This is a genomic window from Promicromonospora panici (assembly GCF_900608595.1).
Lineage (GTDB): Bacteria > Actinomycetota > Actinomycetes > Actinomycetales > Cellulomonadaceae > Promicromonospora > Promicromonospora panici.
The window spans coordinates 13807-37193 of the sequence record NZ_UWYY01000024.1 but is presented as its reverse complement, the minus strand read 5'-3'; the positions used below and the strand labels follow the sequence as shown (position 1 = coordinate 37193).

16 protein-coding genes are annotated in these 23387 nt (G+C 71.2%); 13 read left to right on the top strand and 3 right to left on the bottom strand.

The genetic code is table 11. The annotated features are described in order from the left end of the window. Positions 1–201: 201 nt before the first annotated feature. The 3 genes from EW117_RS24330 (at position 202) to EW117_RS24320 (ending at position 4001) form a co-directional block, all read left to right on the top strand. Positions 202–1368, top strand: a complete 1167-nt coding sequence (locus EW117_RS24330; protein WP_242504521.1) for a cysteine desulfurase family protein — start codon at positions 202–204, stop codon at positions 1366–1368. Beyond that, the gene (gene mnmA / locus EW117_RS24325; protein WP_129789320.1) at positions 1365–2717 is read left to right on the top strand and encodes a tRNA 2-thiouridine(34) synthase MnmA; all 1353 of its coding nucleotides are present in this window, start codon (positions 1365–1367) and stop codon (positions 2715–2717) included. Before EW117_RS24330 ends, mnmA begins: the two co-directional genes overlap by 4 nt. A gap of 246 nt (positions 2718–2963) precedes the next feature. After that, entirely contained in the window at positions 2964–4001 is a 1038-nt protein-coding gene (locus EW117_RS24320; protein WP_129789319.1) for a uroporphyrinogen decarboxylase/cobalamine-independent methonine synthase family protein, read from the top strand. Positions 4002–4019: 18 nt separating this feature from the next. Here the strand turns inward: EW117_RS24320 and EW117_RS24315 are convergent, their stop codons facing one another. After that, complete coding sequence (locus EW117_RS24315) at positions 4020–6173, bottom strand: prolyl oligopeptidase family serine peptidase (RefSeq protein WP_129789318.1); 2154 nt, start codon at positions 6171–6173, stop codon at positions 4020–4022. Positions 6174–6531: 358 nt separating this feature from the next. Here EW117_RS24315 and EW117_RS24310 point away from each other — a divergent pair, with 358 nt between their 5' ends. The 5 genes from EW117_RS24310 to EW117_RS24290 all read left to right on the top strand — a co-directional run bounded on the left by EW117_RS24310 (position 6532) and on the right by EW117_RS24290 (position 10909). Beyond that, positions 6532–8169 (top strand): ATP-binding protein, encoded by a 1638-nt coding sequence (locus EW117_RS24310; RefSeq protein WP_129789317.1) that lies wholly within the window; start codon positions 6532–6534, stop codon positions 8167–8169. Then, complete coding sequence (locus EW117_RS24305) at positions 8166–8579, top strand: roadblock/LC7 domain-containing protein (protein ID WP_207212025.1); 414 nt, start codon at positions 8166–8168, stop codon at positions 8577–8579. Before EW117_RS24310 ends, EW117_RS24305 begins: the two co-directional genes overlap by 4 nt. 125 nt (positions 8580–8704) lie before the next feature. Then, a complete protein-coding gene (locus EW117_RS24300; protein ID WP_129789316.1) occupies positions 8705–9058 on the top strand; it encodes a DUF742 domain-containing protein in 354 nt (117 codons plus the stop codon). Beyond that, on the top strand, positions 9039–9650 hold the full coding sequence (locus EW117_RS24295) for an ATP/GTP-binding protein (RefSeq protein ID WP_129789315.1): 612 nt from the start codon (positions 9039–9041) through the stop codon (positions 9648–9650). Before EW117_RS24300 ends, EW117_RS24295 begins: the two co-directional genes overlap by 20 nt. After that, positions 9647–10909 carry a cytochrome P450 family protein gene (locus EW117_RS24290; protein WP_129789314.1) on the top strand — a complete coding sequence of 421 codons (1263 nt, stop codon included), beginning with the start codon at positions 9647–9649 and terminating at the stop codon, positions 10907–10909. Before EW117_RS24295 ends, EW117_RS24290 begins: the two co-directional genes overlap by 4 nt. 113 nt (positions 10910–11022) lie before the next feature. Here EW117_RS24290 and EW117_RS24285 read toward each other — a convergent pair whose 3' ends face one another. Beyond that, positions 11023–12543: a flavin-containing monooxygenase gene (locus EW117_RS24285; protein WP_129789313.1), complete on the bottom strand. Its 1521-nt coding sequence runs from the start codon at positions 12541–12543 to the stop codon at positions 11023–11025. A gap of 158 nt (positions 12544–12701) precedes the next feature. On the opposite strand from EW117_RS24285, the gene ligA reads away from it, so the two are divergent. Both ligA and EW117_RS24275 read left to right on the top strand, forming a co-directional pair. Continuing rightward, positions 12702–15113, top strand: coding sequence for an NAD-dependent DNA ligase LigA (gene ligA, locus EW117_RS24280; protein WP_165362849.1), 2412 nt, complete (start codon positions 12702–12704; stop codon positions 15111–15113). A gap of 227 nt (positions 15114–15340) precedes the next feature. Continuing rightward, positions 15341–18382, top strand: coding sequence for a 3-keto-alpha-glucoside-1,2-lyase-like domain-containing protein (locus EW117_RS24275; protein ID WP_129789312.1), 3042 nt, complete (start codon positions 15341–15343; stop codon positions 18380–18382). Between the two features lie 97 nt (positions 18383–18479). Here EW117_RS24275 and EW117_RS24270 read toward each other — a convergent pair whose 3' ends face one another. Further along, entirely contained in the window at positions 18480–19601 is a 1122-nt protein-coding gene (locus tag EW117_RS24270; protein WP_129789311.1) for an ROK family protein, read from the bottom strand. A 135-nt stretch (positions 19602–19736) separates the two neighbouring features. Between EW117_RS24270 and EW117_RS24265 the strand changes: the two genes are divergently transcribed. The 3 genes from EW117_RS24265 (at position 19737) to EW117_RS24255 (ending at position 23367) form a co-directional block, all read left to right on the top strand. Continuing rightward, a complete protein-coding gene (locus tag EW117_RS24265; protein ID WP_129789310.1) occupies positions 19737–21275 on the top strand; it encodes a sugar ABC transporter ATP-binding protein in 1539 nt (512 codons plus the stop codon). Positions 21276–21310: 35 nt separating this feature from the next. Beyond that, positions 21311–22249 (top strand): ABC transporter permease, encoded by a 939-nt coding sequence (locus EW117_RS24260; RefSeq protein ID WP_129789357.1) that lies wholly within the window; start codon positions 21311–21313, stop codon positions 22247–22249. A gap of 62 nt (positions 22250–22311) precedes the next feature. Beyond that, complete coding sequence (locus EW117_RS24255; RefSeq protein ID WP_129789309.1) at positions 22312–23367, top strand: substrate-binding domain-containing protein; 1056 nt, start codon at positions 22312–22314, stop codon at positions 23365–23367. Positions 23368–23387 lie beyond the last annotated feature (20 nt).

Sequence of the window (23387 nt, the reverse complement as noted above, 5' to 3'; positions counted from 1 at the left end):
GTCCTACCTCGCCCTGGTCCTACCTCGGCACAGCGTCACACCTCGGGATGCGATCGGGCCTTCCAGGCGTTCGTAGACTTGATGACCGTGACCACCCCGCCCCCCGATCCCGCACGCGCACCGCTCACGGTGAGCGGTGCGCACGGTGAGCCGTCCCGCGAGCCGGACGGCGCCTACCTCGACCACGCCGCGACCACGCCCATGTCGGCCGCGGCGCTCGCCGCGTTCGTCGCGGAGGCGCAGCGCACCGGCAACCCCTCGTCCTTGCACTCCGCGGGCCGTACGGCGCGGCGGGCCGTCGAGGAGGCGCGGGAGACGCTCGCCAGGTCGCTCGGCGCGCGGCCCAGCGAGGTCATCTTCACCTCGGGCGGCACCGAGGCGGACAACCTGGCCATCAAGGGCATCTTCTGGGGGCGCCGCGCGAAGGACCCGTGCCGCTCCCGGATCCTCGTCTCCGCCGTCGAGCACCACGCCGTGCTCGACCCGGCGTTCTGGCTGGCCGGCCACGCCGGCGCCGACATCGTCCTGCTGCCCGTCGACGGCGACGGCCGGATCGACCTCGACGCCCTCCGCGCCGAGCTGGCCGCCCACGCCGGCGAGACGGCGCTGATCAGCGTCATGTGGGCCAACAACGAGGTGGGCACGGTCCAGCCGATCCGCGACATCGTGCGGGCCGCCCGCCCCTACGGCATTCCCGTACACACCGACGCCGTCCAGGCCGTGGGCCAGGCCGAGGTCGACTTCACCGAGTCCGGCGTCGACGCCATGACCGTCAGCGGCCACAAGTTCGGCGGCCCCGTGGGCGTGGGCGCCCTGCTCGCCAAGCGCGACCTGGCGCTCGACGCGGTGCTGCACGGCGGCGGCCAGGAGCGCGGCGTGCGCTCCGGCACCCTCGACGCCGCCTCGATCGCCGCCTTCGGCGTCGCCGCCCGCCACGCCGTCGAGTGCCTGCCGGACCGCGCGGCCCGCCTGTCCGCCCTGCGCGACGACCTGATCGCCCGGGTACGCGCCGCCGCGCCGGACGCCGTGCTGCGCGGCGCCGACCCGGCGTCGGGCGACCGGCTGCCCGGCAACGCCCACTTCACCTTCCCCGGCGCCGAGGGCGACTCGCTCCTGTACCTCCTGGACTCGGCCGGGGTGCAGGCATCCACCGGCTCCGCGTGCCAGGCGGGCGTCCCGCAGCCGTCCCACGTGCTGCTGGCGATGGGCGTTCCCGAGACCGAGGCCCGCGGCGCGCTGCGGTTCACTCTCGGGGCGACGTCCGCCGACTCCGACGTCGACCGGCTGGTCGCCGCCCTGCCGCAGGTCGTGGCGCGGGCCCAGGCCGCGGGCCTGGTGTCCGGACGCGCGATCGGAGGCATGGCATGAGGGTGCTCGCGGCCATGTCGGGCGGCGTGGACTCCGCCGTCGCAGCGGCGCTCGCCGTCGAGGCGGGGCACGACGTCGTGGGCGTGCACATGGCGCTGTCCCGGAACCGGGACCAGTTCCGCACCGGTTCGCGCGGCTGCTGCTCCATCGAGGACGCCGGCGACGCCCGCCGGGCGGCCGACGTGCTCGGCATCCCGTACTACGTGTGGGACTTGTCCGAGCGGTTCGAGGACACCGTCGTGGCCGACTTCCTGTCGGAGTACGAGGCCGGCCGCACCCCCAACCCCTGCGTGCGCTGCAACGAGCACATCAAGTTCGAGGCCCTGCTGGACAAGGCGACCGCCCTCGGGTTCGACGCCGTCGCCACCGGCCACTACGCGCGGATCGAGACCCGCGAGGTGACGCTGCCCGACGGCGGCCGGCGCACAGTACGCGAGCTGCACCGCTCGCCCAACGACGCCAAGGACCAGTCGTACGTGCTGGCCGTCGCCGGCCCCGAGCGGCTGGCGCGCGCGATGTTCCCCCTGGGCGGCTTCGCCTCCAAGGACGAGGTACGCGCCGAGGCCGCGAAGCGCGGTCTGTCGGTCTCCGCGAAGCCGGACTCCTACGACATCTGCTTCGTCGCGGACGGCGACACCCGTGGCTTCCTGCAGTCCCGTCTGGGCTCGCGCCCGGGCTCCGTGGTCGACGTCGACGGCGAGGTGGTCGGCGAGCACGACGGCGCCTACGCGTTCACGGTGGGCCAGCGGCGCGGGCTCGCGCTCGGGCGTCCCGCGGCCGACGGCAAGGCGCGGTACGTGGTCGACGTGCAGCCCGCGACGAACACAGTGGTGGTAGGGCCCGCCGAGCTGCTGAGCGTGGACCGGATCGCGGGGGAGAAGGCCCTGTGGTTCGACGGCGTGCTCCCGGCCGCGCCTGCCCCGCAGGTCGGGCCGCCTTCGTTGGTCGAGCCGCTTCCGTTGGCCGAGCGTGTCGAGACACCCGCCTCGCCCGCCGCGCCGCGTCCGTTGGTCGAGCCTGTCGAGACCCCAGCCGACGTCGTCCCCGACCCGGACGGCTGGTTCGACGCCGAGGTGCAGGTCCGCGCGCACGGTGTGCCCGTCCCGGCGCGGGTTCGGTCAGTTGCCCACCTCGACGACGCGTATGGTGACGGCGTACCGGAAGATGCGCGATCGGCGTCGTCGGACGCGGACGGGGTGAACCCGTCGGCTTCCGCGATGGAGATCGAGCTGACCGGGACGCCCCTGCGCGGTGTCGCGGCGGGCCAGTCGCTCGTGGTGTACCGCGGCACGCGGGTGCTGGGCCAGGCGACGGTGTCCCGGGCCTGGCGGTCGGCGGCGTCGCAGTAGGACTGCCCTGAGATACCACGGCGGCACGACACCTCCCTGGCGCCGGTGAGCTCCCTGCAGACTTGGTTGCGGCTCCAGGTGCCGACTGCAGACAAAGTTGCGGTGACAGGCGCTCAAACCGCGACCATGCCTGCAGCCGTCGGCCGGAGCTCCGACCAGGTCTGCATTCGACGGAAGCGGCGTCCAGTAGGCGGAGCTCGTGAACGACAAGGTTTGCGGGCACGCTGAGAACCCCTTGGAGAACTGATGACTGCAGTGAGCGGACACGGGCCATGGCCCGGCGGCGAGCGCGACGTGCTCGAGGCGCAGCAGACGGCGCTGGGCGAGCTCGCGGAGCTGCCGGCCGGCGTCGACGCCGTGCCGTTCCTGACGCAGCTGCCCCAGCGCGGTCCGGGTGCGGATGCCCTCGGGCGGACGGCGGTGCGCCTGGCCGAGATGCCCGTCGAGCTGGGCCCGCACGGCTGGAAGCTGACCGAACGCCCGGGCGGCGACGCGCGCCGGGCGGAGGCGTTCTGGCGCGAGGACCTCGGCGCGCTCGCCATCGCGGCGCACGGCCACACGGGACCGCTCACCGTCGAGCTCCTGGGGCCGTGGACACTGGCGGCCCAGCTGTGGTCGGCCCGCGGGGACCGCGTCCTGGCCGACACCGGAGCCCGCGCCGACCTGGCCCTCGCGCTGGCGGAGAGCCTGCGCGTCCTGGTGTCCGACGTCGTGGCCCAGGTGCCCGGCGCGGAAGTGACCGTGCAGCTCGCGGAGCCGCTGCTCGGCCAGGTGCACGCGGGTGTGCTCCCGACGTTCTCCGGCTTCTCCCGGCTGCGGGCTGTGCCGGGGCCGGAGATCGTCGAGGGCCTGGAGCCGGTGCTCACGGCGGTGCGGGAAGTCGGCGCGCGCTCCGTGGTGCACCTCGGGAGCACGTGGGTCGGCGTGCCGCCTGTGGTGCTCGCCGGTGCGGACGCGCTCGGTCTCGACCTGGCCGACGTCGGCCCGGGTGGCTGGAACGAGCGGGCCTGGGAGCTGGTGGCCCGTGCCATGGAGCGCGGTACGGGGCTCTGGGCGGGGCTGCCGCCGGTCCAGGTCTCGCAATGCGCGGGTCCGGCGCTCGGGGAGCTCGCCGACCTCGTCGCGGTCCCGTGGCGGCGGATAGGCCTGCCCGCGGCCAAGCTCGCCGAGGTGACGCTCCTGGCGGCGCCACGCCGATCGCTCGCCTCTACGGATACCCACCGCGCGGAACTGTCCAACCTGGGCCGCGTAGCGGAGACGCTGGCAGAAAAAGCGGAGGCCTAACAAAGGTGGGCGGGGGTGTCAGGTCTGGTCCGACAGGCGGTTCCAGAGGAACGTCCAGTGGGTCGCCGCCATGTACGCCGCCTGTGCATTGTCCGCCGCGCCGCCGTGGCCGCCCTCGATGTTCTCGTAGTACGTCACGTCCTTGCCCGCGGCCAGCATGAGCGCCGCCATCTTGCGGGCGTGGCCGGGGTGCACACGGTCGTCCTTGGTCGACGTCGTGAACAGCACCGGCGGGTAGTCCTGGGCGGCGTCGAACAGGTGGTACGGCGAGAACTTCTGGAGGAACTCCCACTCGTCGGTGTCCGGGTCGCCGTACTCGGCCATCCAGGACGCGCCGGCGAGCAGGTGCGAGTACCGCTTCATGTCCAGCAGCGGGACGCCCACGATGATCGCCCCGAACAGGTCCGGGTACTGCGTGAGCATGTTGCCGGCGAGCAGCCCGCCGTTCGAGCGGCCCTCCATCCCGAGCCGCGCCGGGACGGTGATGCCCTGGGCGACGAGGTCGCGCGCGACGGCGGCGAAGTCCTCGTAGGCCCGGTGCCGGTGCTCCTTGAGCGCCGCCTGGTGCCAGGCCGGTCCGTACTCGCCGCCACCGCGGATGTTCGCGACGGCGTACACCCCGCCCCGGTCCAGCCAGGCGCGCCCGACGGTCCCCGAGTACCCCGGCAGGATCGCGTGCTCGAACCCGCCGTAGCCCCACAGCAGGGTCGGCGCGGGTCCCGCGTCGCCGGAGACGAGCTCCGACCGGCCGACGACGAAGTACGGGACGCGCGTGCCGTCGTCGGACTCGGTGAACTGCTGGCGGACCTCCAGCCCGGCCGCCTCGAAATAGGAGGGCGCGGACTTGAGCACCTCGGGCGCGGCCTCCTGCTCCAGCGGCCCGACGGCGGTGCGTGCCAGCGTCGACGGCGTCAGGTACCCGGTCGTGACCACCCAGACGTCGTCGGAGTCGACGACGTCCACCGCGCCGACGCCGACCGTGAGCAGCTCGCCGCCCACGGGCAGCTCGGACCGAGCCCACGCCCCGTCCCCGGGCGTCAGCACGTGCAGCAGGTTCTTCACGTCGTCGAGCACGTTGACCACCAGGTGGTTCCGCGTCCAGGTGATCCCGGCGAGCGACGTCGTCGGCGTCGGCTCGAAGAGGACCGTCAGGTCGCGCGACCCGGCCAGGTAGTCGTCGAACGGGGTGGCGAGCAGCGAACCGGCCGGATACGTCGTGTCGCCCAGCGTCCAGTCGTCGCGTAGCCGCACGAGCATCCACTCGCGGTGCAGGCCGACGTTCGCCGAGTCCGGCACGTCGATCTTCGTGAGGGTCTGCTCGGGCGTGCCCACGTTCGTGGCCAGGTACGTCTCGTTGGCGTAGAACCGCAGGGCGCGGTGGACCAGGTCGCGCTCGAAGCCCGGGGTGTGTGAGCGTGAGGCGCTGATGTACATGTCCTGCTCGGTGCCCTCGTAGACGAGGGTCGCCTCGGCCAGGGGCGTGCCGCGGCGCCACCGCTTCACCTGCCGCGGGTAGCCCGACGGCGTCATGGTGCCCTCGCCGAAGTCCGTGTACACGTAGACCGTGTCGGCATCGATCCAGGACAGCCCGCCCTTGGCCTGCTCCCGGACGAACCCGCCGTCGCTCTCGGGCACGAACTGCTTGGTGACCAGGTCGAACTCGCGGGTCACGTCGGAGTCGGAGCCGCCGGGCGACAGGTCGATCAGCGCGTGCCGCCGGGGCTTGCCCGCCGCGAGCTGCTCCGGCGTCGGGCGCAGGACGCTCGCGCCGTGCCAGACCCAGCTCTCGTCCTCCTGCGCGGCGAGGGCGTCCAGGTCGAGGACCGTCTCCCACTCGGGCTCGTCGGTCCGGTAGGAGTCGAGGGTGGTGCGGCGCCACAGGCCGCGCTGGTGCTCGGCGTCCTGCCAGAAGTTGTAGTAGTGCTCGCCGACCTTCGAGACGTGCGGGATCTTGTCGTCCGAGTCGAGGACCTCGCGCACCGCGCGCTCGGTCTCGGCGAAGGCGGGACCCTCGAGGACGGCCGCGCTGTGCGCGTTGCGCTCGCGCACCCAGTCCAGGGCCGTGGCGCCCTCGACGTCCTCTAGCCAGATGAACGGGTCGGTCGCGGTGGGGTCCAGCGGTGTGGCCGGGAGAGCGGTTCTGGGGGCGGTCTGGGTGTGCTCGACGCTCATGAGGAGCACCCTACGCGGCCGGTCCAGGCTCACGCCGCCGTGGGCCGCGTGCCACGCCACCGCATCGCGCCCGCCCGGTTTTAGCCGTAATGTGGTGTTATTGCGTCACGAGGCCGCCTCATTCCTCAATGGCACATATTTTCGCTGATCGCACCACGGCCGCGCCCTTCCACGCCAAGGACGCGCTGTGGTAGAAACTGCAGTCCAGGGGGTTGTTCGCCCTCTTCAGCCGAGTTCGAGGAGCAGGTCGCGGTATCTGCCGTGTCCGGTCTTCCCAGACTCTGACGAGACAACTATTAGGGGGATCGGCTCGGTGAGCTCGATGTCTTCTTCTCCTCCGCCGAGCAGGCTGCGCCAGGTGGCACCCTGGGTGTGCGTCGCCGGCGTGCTTGCCTATGTACTCGTAGCGCCTGTCCTGTTCACCGCGACCGGAGCCTCGTCCACGTGGCCCGCGTGGCTCGTCGGCATCGCCGCCGTCGGGCTCGCCGTGGCGGCCGCCCTGATCGCCGCGCGGTCCTCCCGGGACGACCTCGCCGCGCACGAGGACCTGATCCTCGCCTATCGCCGGGCCGAGGAGCGCGCCGAAGCGGCCTCCGCGGCGCTCGACGCCCTGGCGAAGGAACAGCTCCCCGCGTTCCTCGACAGCGAGCCCGCCCCGCCGCTGCCGCACCTTCCGGGCGACGCCGGCGTGCAGGCCCGTCTCGACGAGGCCGCGAGCATGCTCGCCCGCGTGCAGGAAGAGCGGGTCGCACGCCGCGACGCCGTCCAGGTCGCCGTCGTCGCCCTGAGCCGCAAGGTCCAGGCCGCCGCGCACCGCATCCAGGAGGAGGCGGCGCGGATGGTGCAGCGCCACCCCACCGACCCGGACATCCTGCAGACCTCCATGCGCGTCGACCACGCGGCGGCCCAGCAGGCCCGCCAGGCGCAGAGCCTCGCGGCGCTGTGCGGCGAGTGGCCGGGCCAGCAGTGGAGCGAGCCGCTCCCGCTGCCCGACGTCGTCAAGGGCGCCGCCAGCCGCATCACGGCGTTCCACCGGGTCGAGGTCTCGGGTGACCCCGGCGTCGCCGTCTCGGCGCGCATCGTCGAGCCGCTCATCCACCTTGTGGCCGAGCTGCTGTCCAACGCCACGCAGTCCTCGCCGCCCACCACGCAGGTGCTCGTCGCGCTCCGCCAGGTGCAGCGCGGCGCCGTCATCGAGATCGACGACTGCGGTGTGGGTCTCGACCTCAAGCAGCTCGAGCAGGCGCGCGACATCGCCTCCGGCAAGCGCGAGATCAGCATCACCGAGCTGGGCGAGATCCCGCAGACGGGTCTCGCCGTGGTCGGTACGTACGCGCGCCGGCACGGCTTCCGCGTGGACGTCACCGAGTCGGTGTACGGCGGTCTCCGCGCCATCGTCATGATCCCGGCCGAGCTGACCGAGGCCGTGGTGCCCTCGGGCATGCTCACACCCGCAGCGACCCTGCCGAGCGCCGGCACCCCGTCCACCGGGGGCTCGTCACGCGGATCCGGCCGCAGCGCCACCGCCGTCGTCGAGGCGCCGCTCGCTCCCGAGCTGCCCACCGCGAAGCCCGCCGACGACGACGAGTGGCCCGCTCCCGCGGCACCCGACCCTGCGACCGTGGTGCCCGTCGAGCCGCTGAGCGCGCCCGGCGATGCGGTCGACGACGAGGAGGAGACGCCGGTGGCCGGTGCCCACGTGCAGGCCCCTGGCGAGCTGCCCCTGCGTCCCGGGCGAGTCCGCCCCGAGGACGACGAGTTCCCCGAGCCGTCTGCACTTCCGCAGCGGCGATCGCGCCGAGGAGAGGCGGACGTGCCCGACGACAGGACCAAGGCCAAGGAGCCCCGTACCGACGCTCCTGGTCCCGCTCAGACGGCGGAAGAGGCCGGTGAGTGGATGGGTGCCTTCTTCAGCTCGAGCGAGGCGCGGTTCGGGGACTCACCTGACAGCAGCGAACCGCCGGCTGGAGCCGGCGGAACTTCGGAGGACCGATGACTACGCAGGCCGACGGCATGACGAGCACCGACGGCAACAGCTGGATGCTCGAGCTCATCAGCGGGGTACGAGGTGTCAAGCATGTTGTGGTGCTCACCTCGGACGGACTGATGAAGGTTCGGACGGACCAGACCCCGCTGGACGTGGCCGACAAGGTAGCCGCGGCATGTGCCGGACTGGTGGCACTGGGGATGGGAATGAGCAGGGAGTTCGGGAACAGCGAGACGATCCGCCAGGTCATGGTGGAGTTCGACGGCGGATTCCTCTTCGTGCGGGGAGCCGGTGACGGCTCCCGGCTCGCGGTCGTCACGGAGACAGTGATCGACCCGGCACTGATTGCCCAGCAGATGCAGGCCCAGGTCCTCATGATCGGGGAGCGCACGCTGGGCACGGAGCGGATCACGGGCTGATCCCGCCGTGGGGCGTCGGAGAGAGGGCGCCACAGCAGGAAAGCAGTACTCGGGCCCGGCTGGGCCTGAGGTTTCAAGCACCACCGGCTCGACCGATACCTGACCGACCGACAGGGGGCGAGGGGATGGACACCGAGGAGTACCACGACCACCCGGTGCGTTCGTACGTGCTCACCTCGGGGCGGGCGCACCCGTCGCGCAACACACTGCGACCGGAGACGCTCGTGCGTGCCGTCGAGAGCCGGCCCGTGCTCTCGACGGCGGGCAGGCTGGAGCGCGAGCTGGTGCAGCTGTGCCGCGGCACGCTCGCGCTCGCCGAGGTCGCGGCGTACCTGCAGCTGCCGGTGAGCCTCGTGGCGGTCATGGTCTCGGACCTGGTCGACTCGGGGAACCTGACCATCCGTTCCAACCATCAAGCGCACGTCCTGCCCGGCAAGGACATCTTGGAGAAGATTCTCGATGGACTCCGCAAGCTCTGACCGCACGGTACCCGGACAGCACCTGGCGCCGACCGTTGCCCGGTCGGTCAAGGTGCTGGTCGTGGGTGCCTTCGGGGTGGGCAAGACGACGCTGATCGGTGCGGTCAGCGAGATCGATCCGCTGCGCACCGAGGAGCGCATCACCACGGCGAGCGTCGGCATCGACCCGGGGCAGCCGAACAAGGAGACGACGACGGTCGCGATGGACTTCGGTCGCATCACCGTGACCGACGACATCGCCCTGTACCTGTTCGGCACCCCGGGCCAGCGCCGCTTCTGGGACCTGTGGGCAGGCCTGGCCGACGGCGCCGTGGGCGCGCTGGTCATGATCGACACGCGGCACCTCGAGGACAGCTTCGAGGTCCTCGACCAGCTCGAGCTGCGCACGAAGATCCCGTTCGCGGTGGTCGTCAACCAGTTCCCGGACTCGCCGAACTACCCGCTGGAACGGGTCCGTGCGGCGCTGGACCTCCTGCCCGAGACGCCCATCGTGGAGTGCGACGCGCGGGACCGGCAGTCCGCCGTGCTGACCCTCATCACCCTCGTCGAGCACGCGATGACCTTCCCGGTGTTCCAGAAGGTCAACGCGTGACCTTGGCCAACAGACTGCATCTCCGGCTGGAGGACATCTCGGGCCGGATGCAGCTGTCGGACATCACGACTGCCCGCGACCCGCACAAGCTGTACGAGCGGCTTCGCGACGAGTGGGGCCCCGTCGCACCGATGGACCTGGAGCCCGGCGTTCCCGCCTGGCTCGTCCTGGGGTACGACGAGGCGAGCAGCGTGATGCGCAACGAGCTGCTGTTCTCCCGCAACTCCCGCAACTGGCGTTACGTACAGGAGCGCTCGCTGCCGCCCGACTCGGGCGTGTTCCCCGCCCTGGCGCCGCGCGAGAACGCGTACTTCCTCGACGGGATGCAGCAGCGCCGTCTGCGCGCGCCGCTCGACGACGCCCTGGGCGCGGTCGACGAGAAGCGGCTGGCTCGGACGGTTGCCGTGACGTGCGAGGCGATCATCGACCGCCTCATGCCGCGCGGCGAGGCGGACCTCGTGGCGGACTACGCGGTGGCGGTCCCCGTGATGGTCATGACCGAGCTGTTCGGCATGAGCCTGTCCGACGGGAACAAGATGCACGAGCTCACCGAGGCCCTGTACGAAGGTACGGAGAAGGCCCGTGCGGCCGCCGTCGAGCAGGAGGCGCTCCTCGCGGTGCTCGTGGCGACGCACCGGGCCGAGCCGGGCGAGGACCTGACCACCGCCCTGGTGAACCACCCGAACCACGCGAACGACGTCGAGGTGATGGCCTCGATCGGCGTGATGTTCAGCCTGGGGCACGACGCCGAGATCGCGTGGATCGCCAGCACGCTGCACATGATCCTGACCGACCCCGCGTTCGCGGCCCGGGTGCGCCGCGGACGGCTCGACCTGGACGACGCGTTGGACGAGGTGTCCCGGCGCAACCCGCCCGCGCCGCACGTGCTGCCCCGGTTCGCCCGGCAGGACTGCGAGCTGGGCGGGCGGCGGATCGCGTACGGGGACGCCCTCGTCCCCGCCGTCGCCGCCGCGAACGCCGACCGGGCGATCCGCACCGACGACCCGTGGGAGGAGCTGGGCAGCCGGTTCCACCTCACGTGGGGCGCCGGCGCGCACGCGTGCCCCGCCCACCGGATCGGCCCGCTCATCGGCCGCATCGCCGTGGACACCCTGCTGCGCCGCATCCTCGACATGGAGCTGACGGTGCCGGCGAACTCGCTCCGGATGTCGGTCTCGCCGTGGTCGCGCCACCCGCGCCGCCTCCCGGTCCGGTTCACGTCCCCGCTCACGGAGGGTGGCCCGCGCACCGAGCGCTGACCCTGCCGAGGTAGGACTGTGGCGAGGTAGGACTGGGGCCGGAGCGCTGATCAGCGCTCCGGCCACAGTCCTACCTCGCCACAGTCCTACCTCGGCAGAGCGAGCGAACGGCGTCAGGACTCGGTGCTGACCCGCTCCTTGGGTGCGAGCCCGGCGATCCGCTCCTTGAGGCGGGGCACCACGTTCTTGTAGACCGACGGCTCGATCGGCAGGAGCCACTGGATGGTCCGGGCGCGCGAGCTGATGTTCACGCCGGCCTCGTCGAGCGTCTCGTCGATCTGGTGCATCGAGAACGGGATGACGTTGGTGCCACGGGCGTGCTTGCCGCGTGTGCGCTCCTCCATCCACGCCACACGCTCGCCGACGTGCTTGCGACGCTCCTCGATGGGGGGCAGGTCCAGCGCCCCGCCCAGGTATGCGGCGATCCAGATGGCGCCCGCCTCGGCGGACAGCGGTGAGAACAGCGACGAGTTGTAGCCGGAGAACGTCAGGTTCGGCACGTCGTGCGGCAGGATCTGGCGGTAGAGCTCGTAGTTGCCCTGCTCGTCCAGCAGCCGCTCGGCGATGGAGTCGTCGAGGAACGGGACGCGCTGGTGGAAGCCGGTGCCGCAGACGACGAGGTCGGCCGGGATCCGGGCACCATCGCTCAGCACCGCCATCGGCCGGTCACCATCGACCTCGAACCGCTCGATCTCGGTGTCCCGGTGGACCTTGATGGTGCCGTTCTCGATCTGCTCGTAGAGCCCGTCGGTGGACAGGGACACCTGACTGTTGGCGATGTCGGCGAACTCTCCCTTGGGGACCAGCCCGAGCTTCTTGAGCTTGAGCTGCCAGGTGGCGACCGAGCCGATGCTCTCGAGCATCGAGGTGCGCACCTTGTCGCCGGGGCCGTGCAGGAAGCTCTCCATGCCGCCGCCCAGCTCCTGATAGCGGAACAGGGCCTCACCCAGCCGGGACAGCAGCAGATACTTCATGTTGAGGACGTTGGCCACACGCTTGGGCATCTTCCAGAGCAGCTGGCGCGCCACGATGGTGGTGGACCCGGCCACCGGGCCGATCTCAGCGGCGACATCGCACGCCGACTTGCCGTACCCGACCACCACGACGTCCTTGTCGCGGGCGTCGTCGAGCGTGTTGAGCTGGCTGGAGGCGACGAGCTTGCCGCCGGCCCGGACGAGGTCGGCGTACCCCGGGTACTGCGGGAAGACCGGGTCGGAGAAGATCCCGTTGGCGACGACGAGGTGGTCGAACCGCTCGGGCGCGGAGACCGGCGCCCCGATGCGGCGAGCCGTGACCATCCAGCCGTCCTCGGCGTCGGTCAGCTCGGCACGCACCACCTCGGTGGCGAGCCGCAGGTGCGGGCGGAGCTCGAACTTCGCGACGTAGCGCTCGAGGTAGGCCTGGACCTGCTCGCCGGTCGGCCACTCGGGGTAGTCCCGCGGCATCGGCAGGTCCGAGAAGGCATACGAGTCCTTGTTGTTCTGCGTCCGGAGACCGGTGTACCGGCGAGTCGCGCTCCAGACACCTCCGACGTCGGGCGCCTTCTCGAAGACGGTGACGTCGTGCTCGAACTCGCGGAGGATCTTCGCGGTGGCCAGTCCTGCGAAACCGGCACCGACGACGGCGATCTTCAAGGGGAGCCCCTGCTCTCAGTAGATTTCCGGCATTTTTCACGAATGGTAGCGGGACCGGACCGTGCGCGATAGGGGTGGATCGAGGCGAATGCCCAGGTCGGCAGACCTTTCGGTGCAGGATCCGGCGGCTGGCCGCTCGGATGTCAGTGGTTCAGTCCATGATTGTGTCTGTGAGCGAGACGACAGGCATCCCGGGACCCATCGAGACCACGAGCGACGACGCCGCCGCGCAGCGCCGGTGGGCCGAGCTGGTGGCCCAGATCGAGGAGGATCGCCGGGCCTATTTCGAGGCTGACGCGCCCGTGTCCTCGGACGCCGAGTACGACGCGCGGATGCGCGAGCTGCAGGCGCTTGAGGCCGCGCATCCCGCACTGGTGACACCGGAGTCGCCCACGCAGAGCGTCGGTGGCGCGGCGGCCGCCGGTTTCGCGACCGTGGAGCACATCGAGCGCATGCTGTCGCTCGACAACGCCTTCAGCACCGAGGAGCTCGCGGTGTGGGCGGACAAGGTGAACCGCGACCTCGGCACCGACAAGCCGGGTTTCCTGTGCGAGGTCAAGATCGACGGCCTGGCCATCTCCCTGGTGTACGAGAAGGGCAAGCTGGTACGCGGGGTGACCCGTGGCGACGGGCGTGTGGGCGAGGACGTGACGCGGAACGTGCTTCGCATCGCCGGGATCCCCCAGGAGCTGGCCGCCGACGGCCACCCTGACGTGGTCGAGGTGCGCGGCGAGGTGTTCATCCCGGTCGCCACCTTCGAGCGGCTCAACGAGCTCCAGGCCGAGCTGCGCGAGCGGGTCGTCGAGGAGGCGAGGGAACGTTCCGGACGGCATGCCGGCAGCAAGGAGTTCGACGTGGAACGGGCGCGGGTCGCCGCGCTGCGCCGGTTCCCGCAGTTCGCCAACCCGCGTAACGCCGCGGCGGGTGGCCTGCGGCAGCTGCTGGAGAACAAGGACGGGCTCGAGCTGGAGGCGGGTCTCGCCCGCGTGGAGGGCCTGCGCATGTACGCGCACGGCGTGGGCGCCCTGCAGTGGGAGGCGGGCACGCACGCGGAGCTGGAGCGGCAGTCCGACGCGTATGCCCTGTTCGAGCAGTGGGGCATCCCCGTCTCCCCGCACAACCGGGTCGTCGACGGCCTGGACGGTGCGCTGGAGATGATCGAGTACTTCCGCGAGCACCGGCACGACATCGAGCACGAGCTCGACGGGATAGTCCTCAAGGTCGATGCCCTGGCGAGGCAGCGCCGGCTCGGTTCGACCAGCCGCGCACCGCGCTGGGCCATCGCGTTCAAGTACCCGCCGGAGGAGGTCAACACCCGGCTGCTGGCCATCCAGATCGGCGTGGGCCGCACCGGCCGGGCCACCCCGTACGCCGTGATGGAGCCGGTGAAGGTCGCGGGTTCCACGGTGCGCCAGGCCACGCTGCACAACCAGGACGTGGTGCGGGCCAAGGGCGTACGCATCGGCGACGTCGTGGTGCTGCGCAAGGCCGGCGACGTCATCCCCGAGATCCTCGGGCCCGTGGCCGCCCTCGCCGACGACGGGTACCCACGCGAGGACTTCGTCATGCCCGCGAACTGCCCGGAGTGCGGCACGCCCCTGCGTGCGATGAAGGAGGCCGACGTCGACCTCCGCTGCCCCAACGCGAAGTCCTGCCCGGCGCAGGTGCGCGGGCGGGTCGAACACATCGGCTCGCGCGGCGGCCTCGACATCGAGGCCCTCGGCGAGGTGACCGCCGCGGCACTCACCCAGCCCGACGTGCCGGAGACCCCGCCCCTGGTCACCGAGGCCCAGCTGTTCTCGCTGACGCTCGACGAGCTGCTCCCCATCGAGGCGGTGGTCCGCGACGCGGAGACCGGCCTCCCCAAGATGGACGACGACGGGGTGGTGCGCACGCGAACCCCGTTCCGGCGCAAGCTCACCTACGGCAAGGCGCAGCGCATCGCCGCCGAGGAGGCCGGCGAGACCCTGCCGGAGTGGGCGCCGTCGGCCAACGCGACCAAGCTGCTCGACGAGCTGGAGCGCGCCAAGACGAAGGACCTGTGGCGCATGCTCGTCTCGCTGAACATCCGGCACGTCGGGCCCGTGGCGGCGCGGGCGCTCGCGGGCTGGTTCGGCTCCGTGGACGCCATCGAGGCGGCGTCCCAGGAGGAGCTGGCGGCCGTCGAGGGCGTCGGGCCGGTCATCGCCGCGGAGATCAAGGCCTGGCTCGAGGTGGACTGGCACCAGGAGATCCTCGCGGCGTGGCGCGCGGCGGGGGTGCAGCTCGCCACCCCGGGGCATCCCGGCCCGGCGGCGATGGCCGAGGCCGATACGGAGCCCACCGGCCCGCTCGCGGGCCTGACGGTCGTGGTGACGGGCTCGCTGGAGGACTTCACGCGCGACGGCGCCAAGGAGGCCATCATCGCCGCGGGCGGCAAGGCCGCCGGGTCGGTCTCGAAGAAGACCGACTACGTGGTGCTGGGGGAGAACGCCGGGACCAAGGCGGCCAAGGCCGAGGCGCTCGAGATCCCCACCCTCGACGAGGACGGGTTCAAGGCGCTCCTGGAGGGCGGCCCGGAGGCGCTGTGACGCCCTCCGCCTGGTCGAGAACGGGGTTGTGCTCCGGAGCCGCTCCCTCCGGAACGCAACCCCGTTCTCGCGCCCATCGTCGTCCGGTACGAACGGCGAGCCGCTTCGACCGCCCGGCGACAACACCGTTCGCGCATAACGGTGATTAGTTTACAACTTTTGGTTGACGGCCGACAGAAGTCCTCGTAGGTTCTAGCCGCAAGGTCAACGCCGACCGAGGAGGGCTCATGCGTCAACGTGGAACCAAGACCCGCACGAGACAGGCAGTCGCGGGCGCGACTGCGGTAGCACTGACAGCGGTGATGCTGGCAGGGACGGTCCCCGCCGTGGCGGCGGCAGACGATCTGCCGCCACAGGAACCGGGCGTCACCCTGAGGACCTACGACCTGGCGCGCGACCTGAGCGAGCTCTGCACGCTCCGCTCGGGCCAGACGCCCAACGTCGACCGGCTCGCTCCGACCATCGACTACTCGACGGACGCGGACTTCGGGATGAGCGAGCGCTTCATCGCCCACGCCCTGGCCAACCTGACCGTTCCGGCTGACGGCAACTACGAGTTCCGGCTCACCAGCGACGACGGCTCGCGCCTGGTGATCGACGACAGCATCGTCATCGACCACGACGGGCTACACGGGGCCGAGCCCAAGGAGGGCACGGTAGCCCTCACGACCGGCGTCCACGACCTGCGCGTCGAGTACTTCGAGAACGGGGGCGACAACGTGCTGCGGCTCGAGTGGCGTCCGCCGGGCGCCGCCGACTTCGTCGTCGTCCCCGAGAGCGTCCTGAGCACCGAGGCCGGCGTCGTGCGCGTGACGGCCCCGGGCACCAAGTACTGCGAGGGCCAGGACGAATCCGCGGGCGACGGCATGCGCCTCGACTCCGTGTATCCGGGCTACACGCTCACCGACCTGCGCCCCGAGGGCTTCGAGCCCATGGTCGCCGGCCTCGACTGGACCGAGGACGACCGCCTCGCGGTGCTTACGTCCGGCTCGGTGAGCCCCGGCGGCTGGGTCGAGGACCCGGAGCCCGGCGAGGTCTTCCTGCTGGACAACGTGACCGGTGAGACCTCGAAGGACCAGGTGACGGTCGAGAAGGTCGCCACCGACCTGTTCAACCCGCTGGGCATCGCGGTGATCGAGGACTCGATCTACGTGTCCGAGCGCGACAAGCTCACCGAGCTCACCGACCCCGACGGCGACGGCTTCTACGACGACCACCGCACGGTGGCCGAGTGGCCCTTCGGCGGCAACTTCCACGAGTTCGCGTTCGGCCTGCTGCACGACGAGGACTACTTCTACGTCAACCTGTCGGTCGCCATCAACAACGGCGGCGCCACCACCGACCCGCAGCCGGCCGAGAACCGCGGCACATCCATCCGGGTCGACCGCGAGACCGGTGCGGTCGAGTACGTGGCCGGCGGCCTGCGCACCCCGAACGGCATGGTCGAGGGCCCCGACGGCGAGCTGTTCGTGATGGACAACCAGGGCGCCTGGCTGCCCAGCTCCAAGCTGGTGCACGTCGAGGAGGGCAAGTTCTTCAACCACTTCACCAACCCGGCCGGGCCGTACGACGACCAGCCCGTCTCCGCCCCGGCCCTCTGGGTGCCGCAGAACGAGATCGGCAACTCGCCGAGCGCCCCGGTGCAGCTGGAGGAGGGCCCGTACGCGGGCCAGCTGGTGTTCGGCGACGTCACCTACGGCGGCCTGCAGCGCGGCTTCCTCGAGAAGGTCGACGGCGAGTACCAGGGCGCGGTGTTCCGGCACTCGGCCGGCCTGGAGGCCGGCGTCAACCGCACGGTCGTCGGGCCCGACGGCGCCCTGTACGTCGGCGGCATCGGCGAGGGCGGCAACTGGAGCGAGCCGGGCAAGCTGCGTTACGGCCTGCAGAAGCTCGCGCCGAACGGTGACGACGCCTTCGACATGACCGAGATGCGGGTCACCAGCAAGGGCTTCGAGGTCGAGTACACGCAGCCGCTGTCGGAGGAGACGGTGGCGAAGATCGCCGAGGACCCGAACGCCGCGTTCCGGATGGACCACTGGCGCTACGTGCCCACGCGTACCTACGGCGGGCCGAAGGTCGACGAGCGGCCGCTGTTCGTCGCGGGCGCGAAGGTGTCCCGGGACCGCACGAAGGTGACCCTCATGGTGGACGGGTTCGAGCCGGGACGCGTGGTGCACCTGCGCAGCCCGCGCCCGTTCGCGGACGTCGAGGGCCGGGAGCTGTGGAACACCGAGGCCTGGTACACGCTCAACGCGATCCCCGACTACCCGGCTCCGGCCGAGCGCGGGTACCTCGAGGCGGAGGAGGCCACGCTGCGCGGTTCCGCGAACGTCGCCACCGAGCACAGCGGGTACTCCGGCGCAGGGTTCACCGCCGGGTTCACCGAGGTGGGCGCCTCCGCGACGTTCACCGCCACCGTCCGCCGCGGGGGCACCCAGCCGGTGAGCCTGCGCTACTCGAACGGGCCCAACCCTCATGAGGGCACCAAGACGGTGTCGGTGCTCGTCAACGGCCAGGAGGTCGAGCCGTGGGCGCTGGAGTCCACCGGTGACTGGAAGACCTGGGCGACCGCGACGCGGGACCTGCCGCTGCGCAAGGGCACCAACACGATCACGCTGCGCTACGACGAGGAGGACGACGGGAACGTCAACCTCGACGTCCTCAAGGTCGGCACGGGGAGCCCGGACCTCTGCACGCCCCAGCGGTACGAGCGCGGCTACCAGGCCCTGTTCGACGGCACCCTGGCGTCCCTCGACGAGTGGCGCCTGGCGGGCGCCGGATCGTTCGGCCGGCAGGCCGACTGCTCGATCCGCAGCACCGGCGGAATGGGCCTGCTCTGGTACACCGGTCAGGAGCTGGGCGAGTACAGCCTCAAGCTGGACTGGAAGCTCGTGAAGGACGACAACGGCGGCATCTTCGTCGGCTTCCCGGACCCGGGCAACGACCCGTGGGTCGCCGTCAACCAGGGCTACGAGATCCAGGTCGACGGCAGCGACGAGCCGGACCGCACCACGGGTTCGATCTACACCTTCCAGGGCGCTGACCCGGAGGCCGTGGAGCAGGCGCTCAACCCGGTGGGCTCGTGGAACTCCTACGAGATCCGCGTGGTGGGGCAGACCATCAAGGTGCTGCTCAACGGGGTCCTGGTGAACGACTTCGTCAGCACCGATCCCGCGCGTGACCTCGCTCAGGGGTACGTGGGCCTCCAGAACCACGGGGGAGGCGAGACCATCTACTACCGCGACGTCCGGGTCAAGAACCTGGGCTGACCGACCCGCCGAAGTAGAACCCTGGCGAGGTAGAACCGCAGCATTGCTGGGGTTCTACCTCGCCAGGGTTCTACCTCGGCGGAGGGAGCATCGGAGGTTAGCCGACCAGGCGGTCTACCGCTTCCGAGGAGAGGGCCTGGTCCACCGCCATGGCGCTCGCGCCCAGCACGCCGGCCTGCGCGCCCGTCCGGGCAGTGACGATGCGCAGGTGCTGCGTCGCCAGCGGCAGGGAGCGCTGGTAGACCACCTCGCGGATGCCGGCCACGATGTGCTCCCCGGCGTCGGCCAGGATGCCGCCGATCACGATCATCGACGGGTTGAGCAGGCTGACGCTCGTCGCGAGCACGGCGCCGATCTCCCGGCCCGCCTGGCGTACCGCCTGGCTCGCGGCGATGTCGCCGGACCGCACCATGGCCACGACGTCGGCAGGCGTCGTGGCGCCCTCCAGCTTGTTGGCGACCGCCAGGCCGCTCGCTATGGCCTCCAGGCAGCCGATGTTGCCGCAGCGGCACACGACGTCGGTGACACCGGGCACCGCGACGTGCCCGATGTCGCCCGCCGAGCCCTGGGCGCCGCGCCGGAGTGCGCCGTCGGCGATGATGCCCGCGCCGATACCGGTGGCGACCTTGACGAACAGCAGGTCCGCGATCTCGGGCCAGGCGGCGCGGTGCTCACCGAGCGCCATGATGTTGACGTCGTTGTCCACGAGCACCGGCGCGTCGAACCGCGCGCCGAGGATGGCCGGCACGTCGGCGTTGTCCCAGCCGGGCATGATCGGCGGGTTGTTCGGCTTGCCGGTGGCGTGCTCCACGGGCCCGGGCAGGCCGACGCCGACCCCCGCGAGCTCGCCGGAGGACCGGCCGGCCTCGCGCAGCAGTTCGGCGCCCGTCTCGGCGACGCGGTCGAGCACCGAGTCCGGCCCGTCGGTGATCAGCAGTGGCAGCTCGCGCTGCGCCAGCACGGTGGAGGCGAGGTCGGTCAGGGCGAACCTCGCGTGCGTCGCGCCGAGGTCCACGCCCAGCACCACCCGCGCGGACGGCGCGAACGCGAAGGTCGCAGGCGGACGCCCGCCGGTCGACGTCGCCTCGCCCGCCGGGGCGATGAGCCCCGCTGCCATGAGCAGGTCGATGCGCGCCGCGACCGTCGACCGCGCCTGCCCCGTGACGGCCGCCAGGTCGGCACGGGTCCGGGGCCGCCCGTCGCGCAAGAGCTGGAACATGTCCCCCGCTCCAGAGACCTTCGGCGCCTGCTGTACCAGTTCCCTTGCCACTTCCACCATGACTCTAGTCAATCATGGCCAACGAAGTCGCGACTTTTGCTTGACCGTCGCCAGAAGTCCCTCTACGTTCGATACATGGTCGACGTGGACCCCGACAGGGCAGAGCAGCGGGCGGAGCAGCCGCTGCTGCGGATGCGTGGAATTGTGAAGCAATTTCCCGGCGCGCGGGCGCTCGACGGCGTGGACCTCGAGGTCCGGCCCGGCGAGGTGCACTGCCTGCTGGGCCAGAACGGGGCGGGCAAGTCCACCCTGATCAAGATCCTGGCCGGTGCACACCAGCCGACGGCGGGCGAGGTGCTGCTCGACGAGGAACCGGTGACCATCTCGGACCCGGTCGCGGCGCTGAAGCTCGGCATCGCCACGATCTACCAGGAGCTGGACGTCGTGGACGGCCTGACCGTCGCCGAGAACATCTACCTCGGGCACGAGCTCGCGACCGGCGGCGTCACCCGCCGGTCCGACGCCGCCCGGAACACCCGGCAGATCCTCGACCGACTCGGCCACAAGGAGATCTCCCCGCACCGCGAGGTGGGCTCGATGCCGGCCGCGGGCAAGCAGATCGTCTCGCTGGCCCGGGCACTGTCGCGCGATGCGCGCGTCGTCATCATGGACGAGCCGTCCGCCGTGCTGGACTCCGAGGAGGTCGGCAACCTCCACCGCATCGTGCGCGAGCTCACGGCCGACGGCGTCGCCGTCGTCTACATCTCGCATCGGCTCGAGGAGATCCGGCAGCTCGGCGACCGGATCACCGTGCTCAAGGACGGCCGTACGGTGGCGACGGGCCTGCCCGTCGCGGACACACCGACCAGGGAGCTGATCAAGCTCATGACCGGCCGGACCGTCGAGTACGCGTTCCCGGAGCGCTCCGGCGTCCCCGAGGCCGCCGCGCCCGTCCTGGAGGTCGAGGGTCTCGGGCTCGGCGACGTCTTCCAGGACATCTCCCTCACGGTTCGCGCCGGCGAGATCGTCGGCCTGGCCGGCCTGGTGGGCTCGGGCCGCTCCGAGATCCTGGAGACGATCTACGGGGCCCGGCGGTCGACGTCGGGCAGCGTGCGGGTGGGCGGCAAGCGCGTGCGCTCCGGGGTGGACGGCGCCGTGGCCGCAGGCATCGGCCTGGCCCCCGAGGAGCGCAAGAGCCAGGGCCTGCTCCTCGACGAGCCCGTCTACCGCAACATCACCCTGTCCACCTTCGCGCGCATGGCACGCGGCGGACTCCTCGATGAGCGGGCCGAGCGCGCCGCAGCCCGCGAGCAGGTCGAGGCCCTCGACCTGCGGCCTGCCTCGGTGGACCGTGACGCGCGCACGCTCTCCGGCGGCAACCAGCAGAAGGCGCTGCTCGCCCGCTGGCTCGTGCACGGCTGCCGCGTCCTCCTGCTCGACGAGCCCACCCGCGGCGTCGACGTGGGCGCGCGCTCCGAGATCTACGGACTGATCCGCCGCCTGGCCGACAACGGCACCGCCGTGCTCGTGGTCTCCAGCGAGATCCCCGAGGTGCTCGGTATGGCGGACCGGGTGCTGGTCATCTCGGACGGCCGGGCGGTCCACGAGGGCCCGGCCGAAGAAATCGACGAGCACGCCGTGCTCGACCTGGTCATGGAAGGAAGTGTCGCGTGAGCGGACAATCGGCCCTCAGGGGCCCGGCCCTGCGGATGGGTGGCCTCGTGCTCGCCCTCGTCCTGCTCGTGGTCGTCGGCGTGGCGACCGGCGGCGAGCGGTTCTGGAGCACCGGCAACCTCATCACGGTCCTGAGCCTCGCGGCGGTGACCGGTGTGGTGAGCATCGGCATGACGTTCGTCATCACCTCCGGCGGCATCGACCTGTCGGTCGGTGCCGTGGTCGGGCTGGCCTCGGTCTGGGCCTCCACGCGATCGACCCAGTACATGGCCGAGGACTACGGGTGGTGGGTCATCCCGGTGACCGCGCTGATCGTCGGCTTGGTGGCAGGCCTGATCAACGGCCTGCTGGTCGCCTACGGCAAGATGCCAGCGTTCATGGCGACGCTGGCGATGCTGGCGGCGGCCCGAGGGCTCGCGGAGATCATCGCGGGCCGGCGGACCCAGATCGTCTTCGTGGAGCCGTTCTTCGACGTCTTGCAGGCCCGGCCGCTCGGCGTGCCGATGATCGTGTGGATCGTCGTCGTGGTCGCCGCCGCCGGCTGGTTCCTGCTCAACCGCACCACGTTCGGGCGCCGGACGGTCGCCGTCGGCGGAAACGCGGAGGCGTCGCGCCTGGCGGGCATCAAGATCAAGCGGCACACCCTGTACCTGTACGGGCTCACCGGGCTGACCGCGGGGATCGGTGCCGTCATCCTCCTGGCCCGCACCACGGCCGGCTCCTCGACGCACGGGACGCTGCTGGAGCTGGACGTCATCGCGGCGGTCGTGGTCGGCGGCACCTTGCTGGCCGGTGGGCGCGGCACCATCACCGGCACCGTGCTGGGCGTCCTGATCTTCTCGACGCTCACCAACGTCTTCGTCCTCAACAACCTCGACAGCTCGGTCCAGGCGATCGCCAAGGGCGCGATCATCGTCGGCGCCGTGCTGCTGCAGCAGTGGTTCGCCTCGCGCGAGAGGACGACCAGCACATGAGCTCAACAGACGACGTGAACCAGCCAACCCAGAAGAACCACCCCGGATCAAGGGAGATCACGATGACCTCGTCCACAGTGTTTCGCACGCGCCGGGTCTCCGGCGCCTTCATCGCCGCGGCCTGCGCCGCCCTTGTCGTCGCCGGCTGCACCAGCAACGAGCCCCGGGAGACCGAGGAGACTGCCACCGGCCCGGTCACCACGACGGAGAACGACGAGCCCGGCGACGAGGTCGTCATCGGGTTCTCGGCCCCCGCCGCCGACCACGGCTGGATGGGCGCCATCACCAGCGCGGCCCGGGCCGAGGCCGAGAAGTACGAGGACGTCACCCTCCAGGTCGCCGAGGGCACCAACGACGTGAATGTGCAGATCAGCCAGATCGAGGGCTTCATCGACCAGGGCGTCGACGCGATAGTGCTCCTGCCGTTCGACGGCGCAGCGCTCACCGACGTGGCGCTCGAGGCCATGGAGGCCGGTATCCCGGTCATCAACGTCGACCGCGAGTTCAGCAGCCCGTTCGCCGCCCGTTCCACGGTGCTGGGCGACAACTACGGCATGGGCGTGAGCGCCGGCACCTACATCTGCGAGCAGCTCGGCGACAACCCGGACGCCGTCGTCGCCGAGATTGCCGGCATCGACTCCCTGCCGCTGACGCAGGACCGCAGCGAAGGCTTCAAGGACGCCCTCGACGACTGTGGCCTGGACGTCGACGCGCGCGTCGCCGCCGAGTTCACCGTCGAGTCCGGCGAGGAGCAGACGGCGAACCTGCTGTCCGCCGAGCCGCAGATCGACGCCATCTGGAACCACGACGACGACCAGGGCGTCGGCGTGCTGGCCGCGATCGAGAACGCCGGCCGCGACGAGTTCTTCATGGTCGGCGGTGCAGGCTCGATCAACATGATGGAAGAGATCCAGTCCGGCGACAGCGTCGTCCAGGCGACGGTCATCTACCCCTCCACGCAGGCCGCCGACGGCGTCAAGCTTGCCCGCCTGATCGCCCAGAACAAGACGGTGAGCGACCTCGCGTCGATCGGCGTCCCGCGCACCGTGCAGCTCTACGCGCCCGTCGTCACGGCGGACAACGTCGAGGAGTTCCTGCCCATCGGCTTCGAGTCCTGACGCGTGACGTATCGGGACGA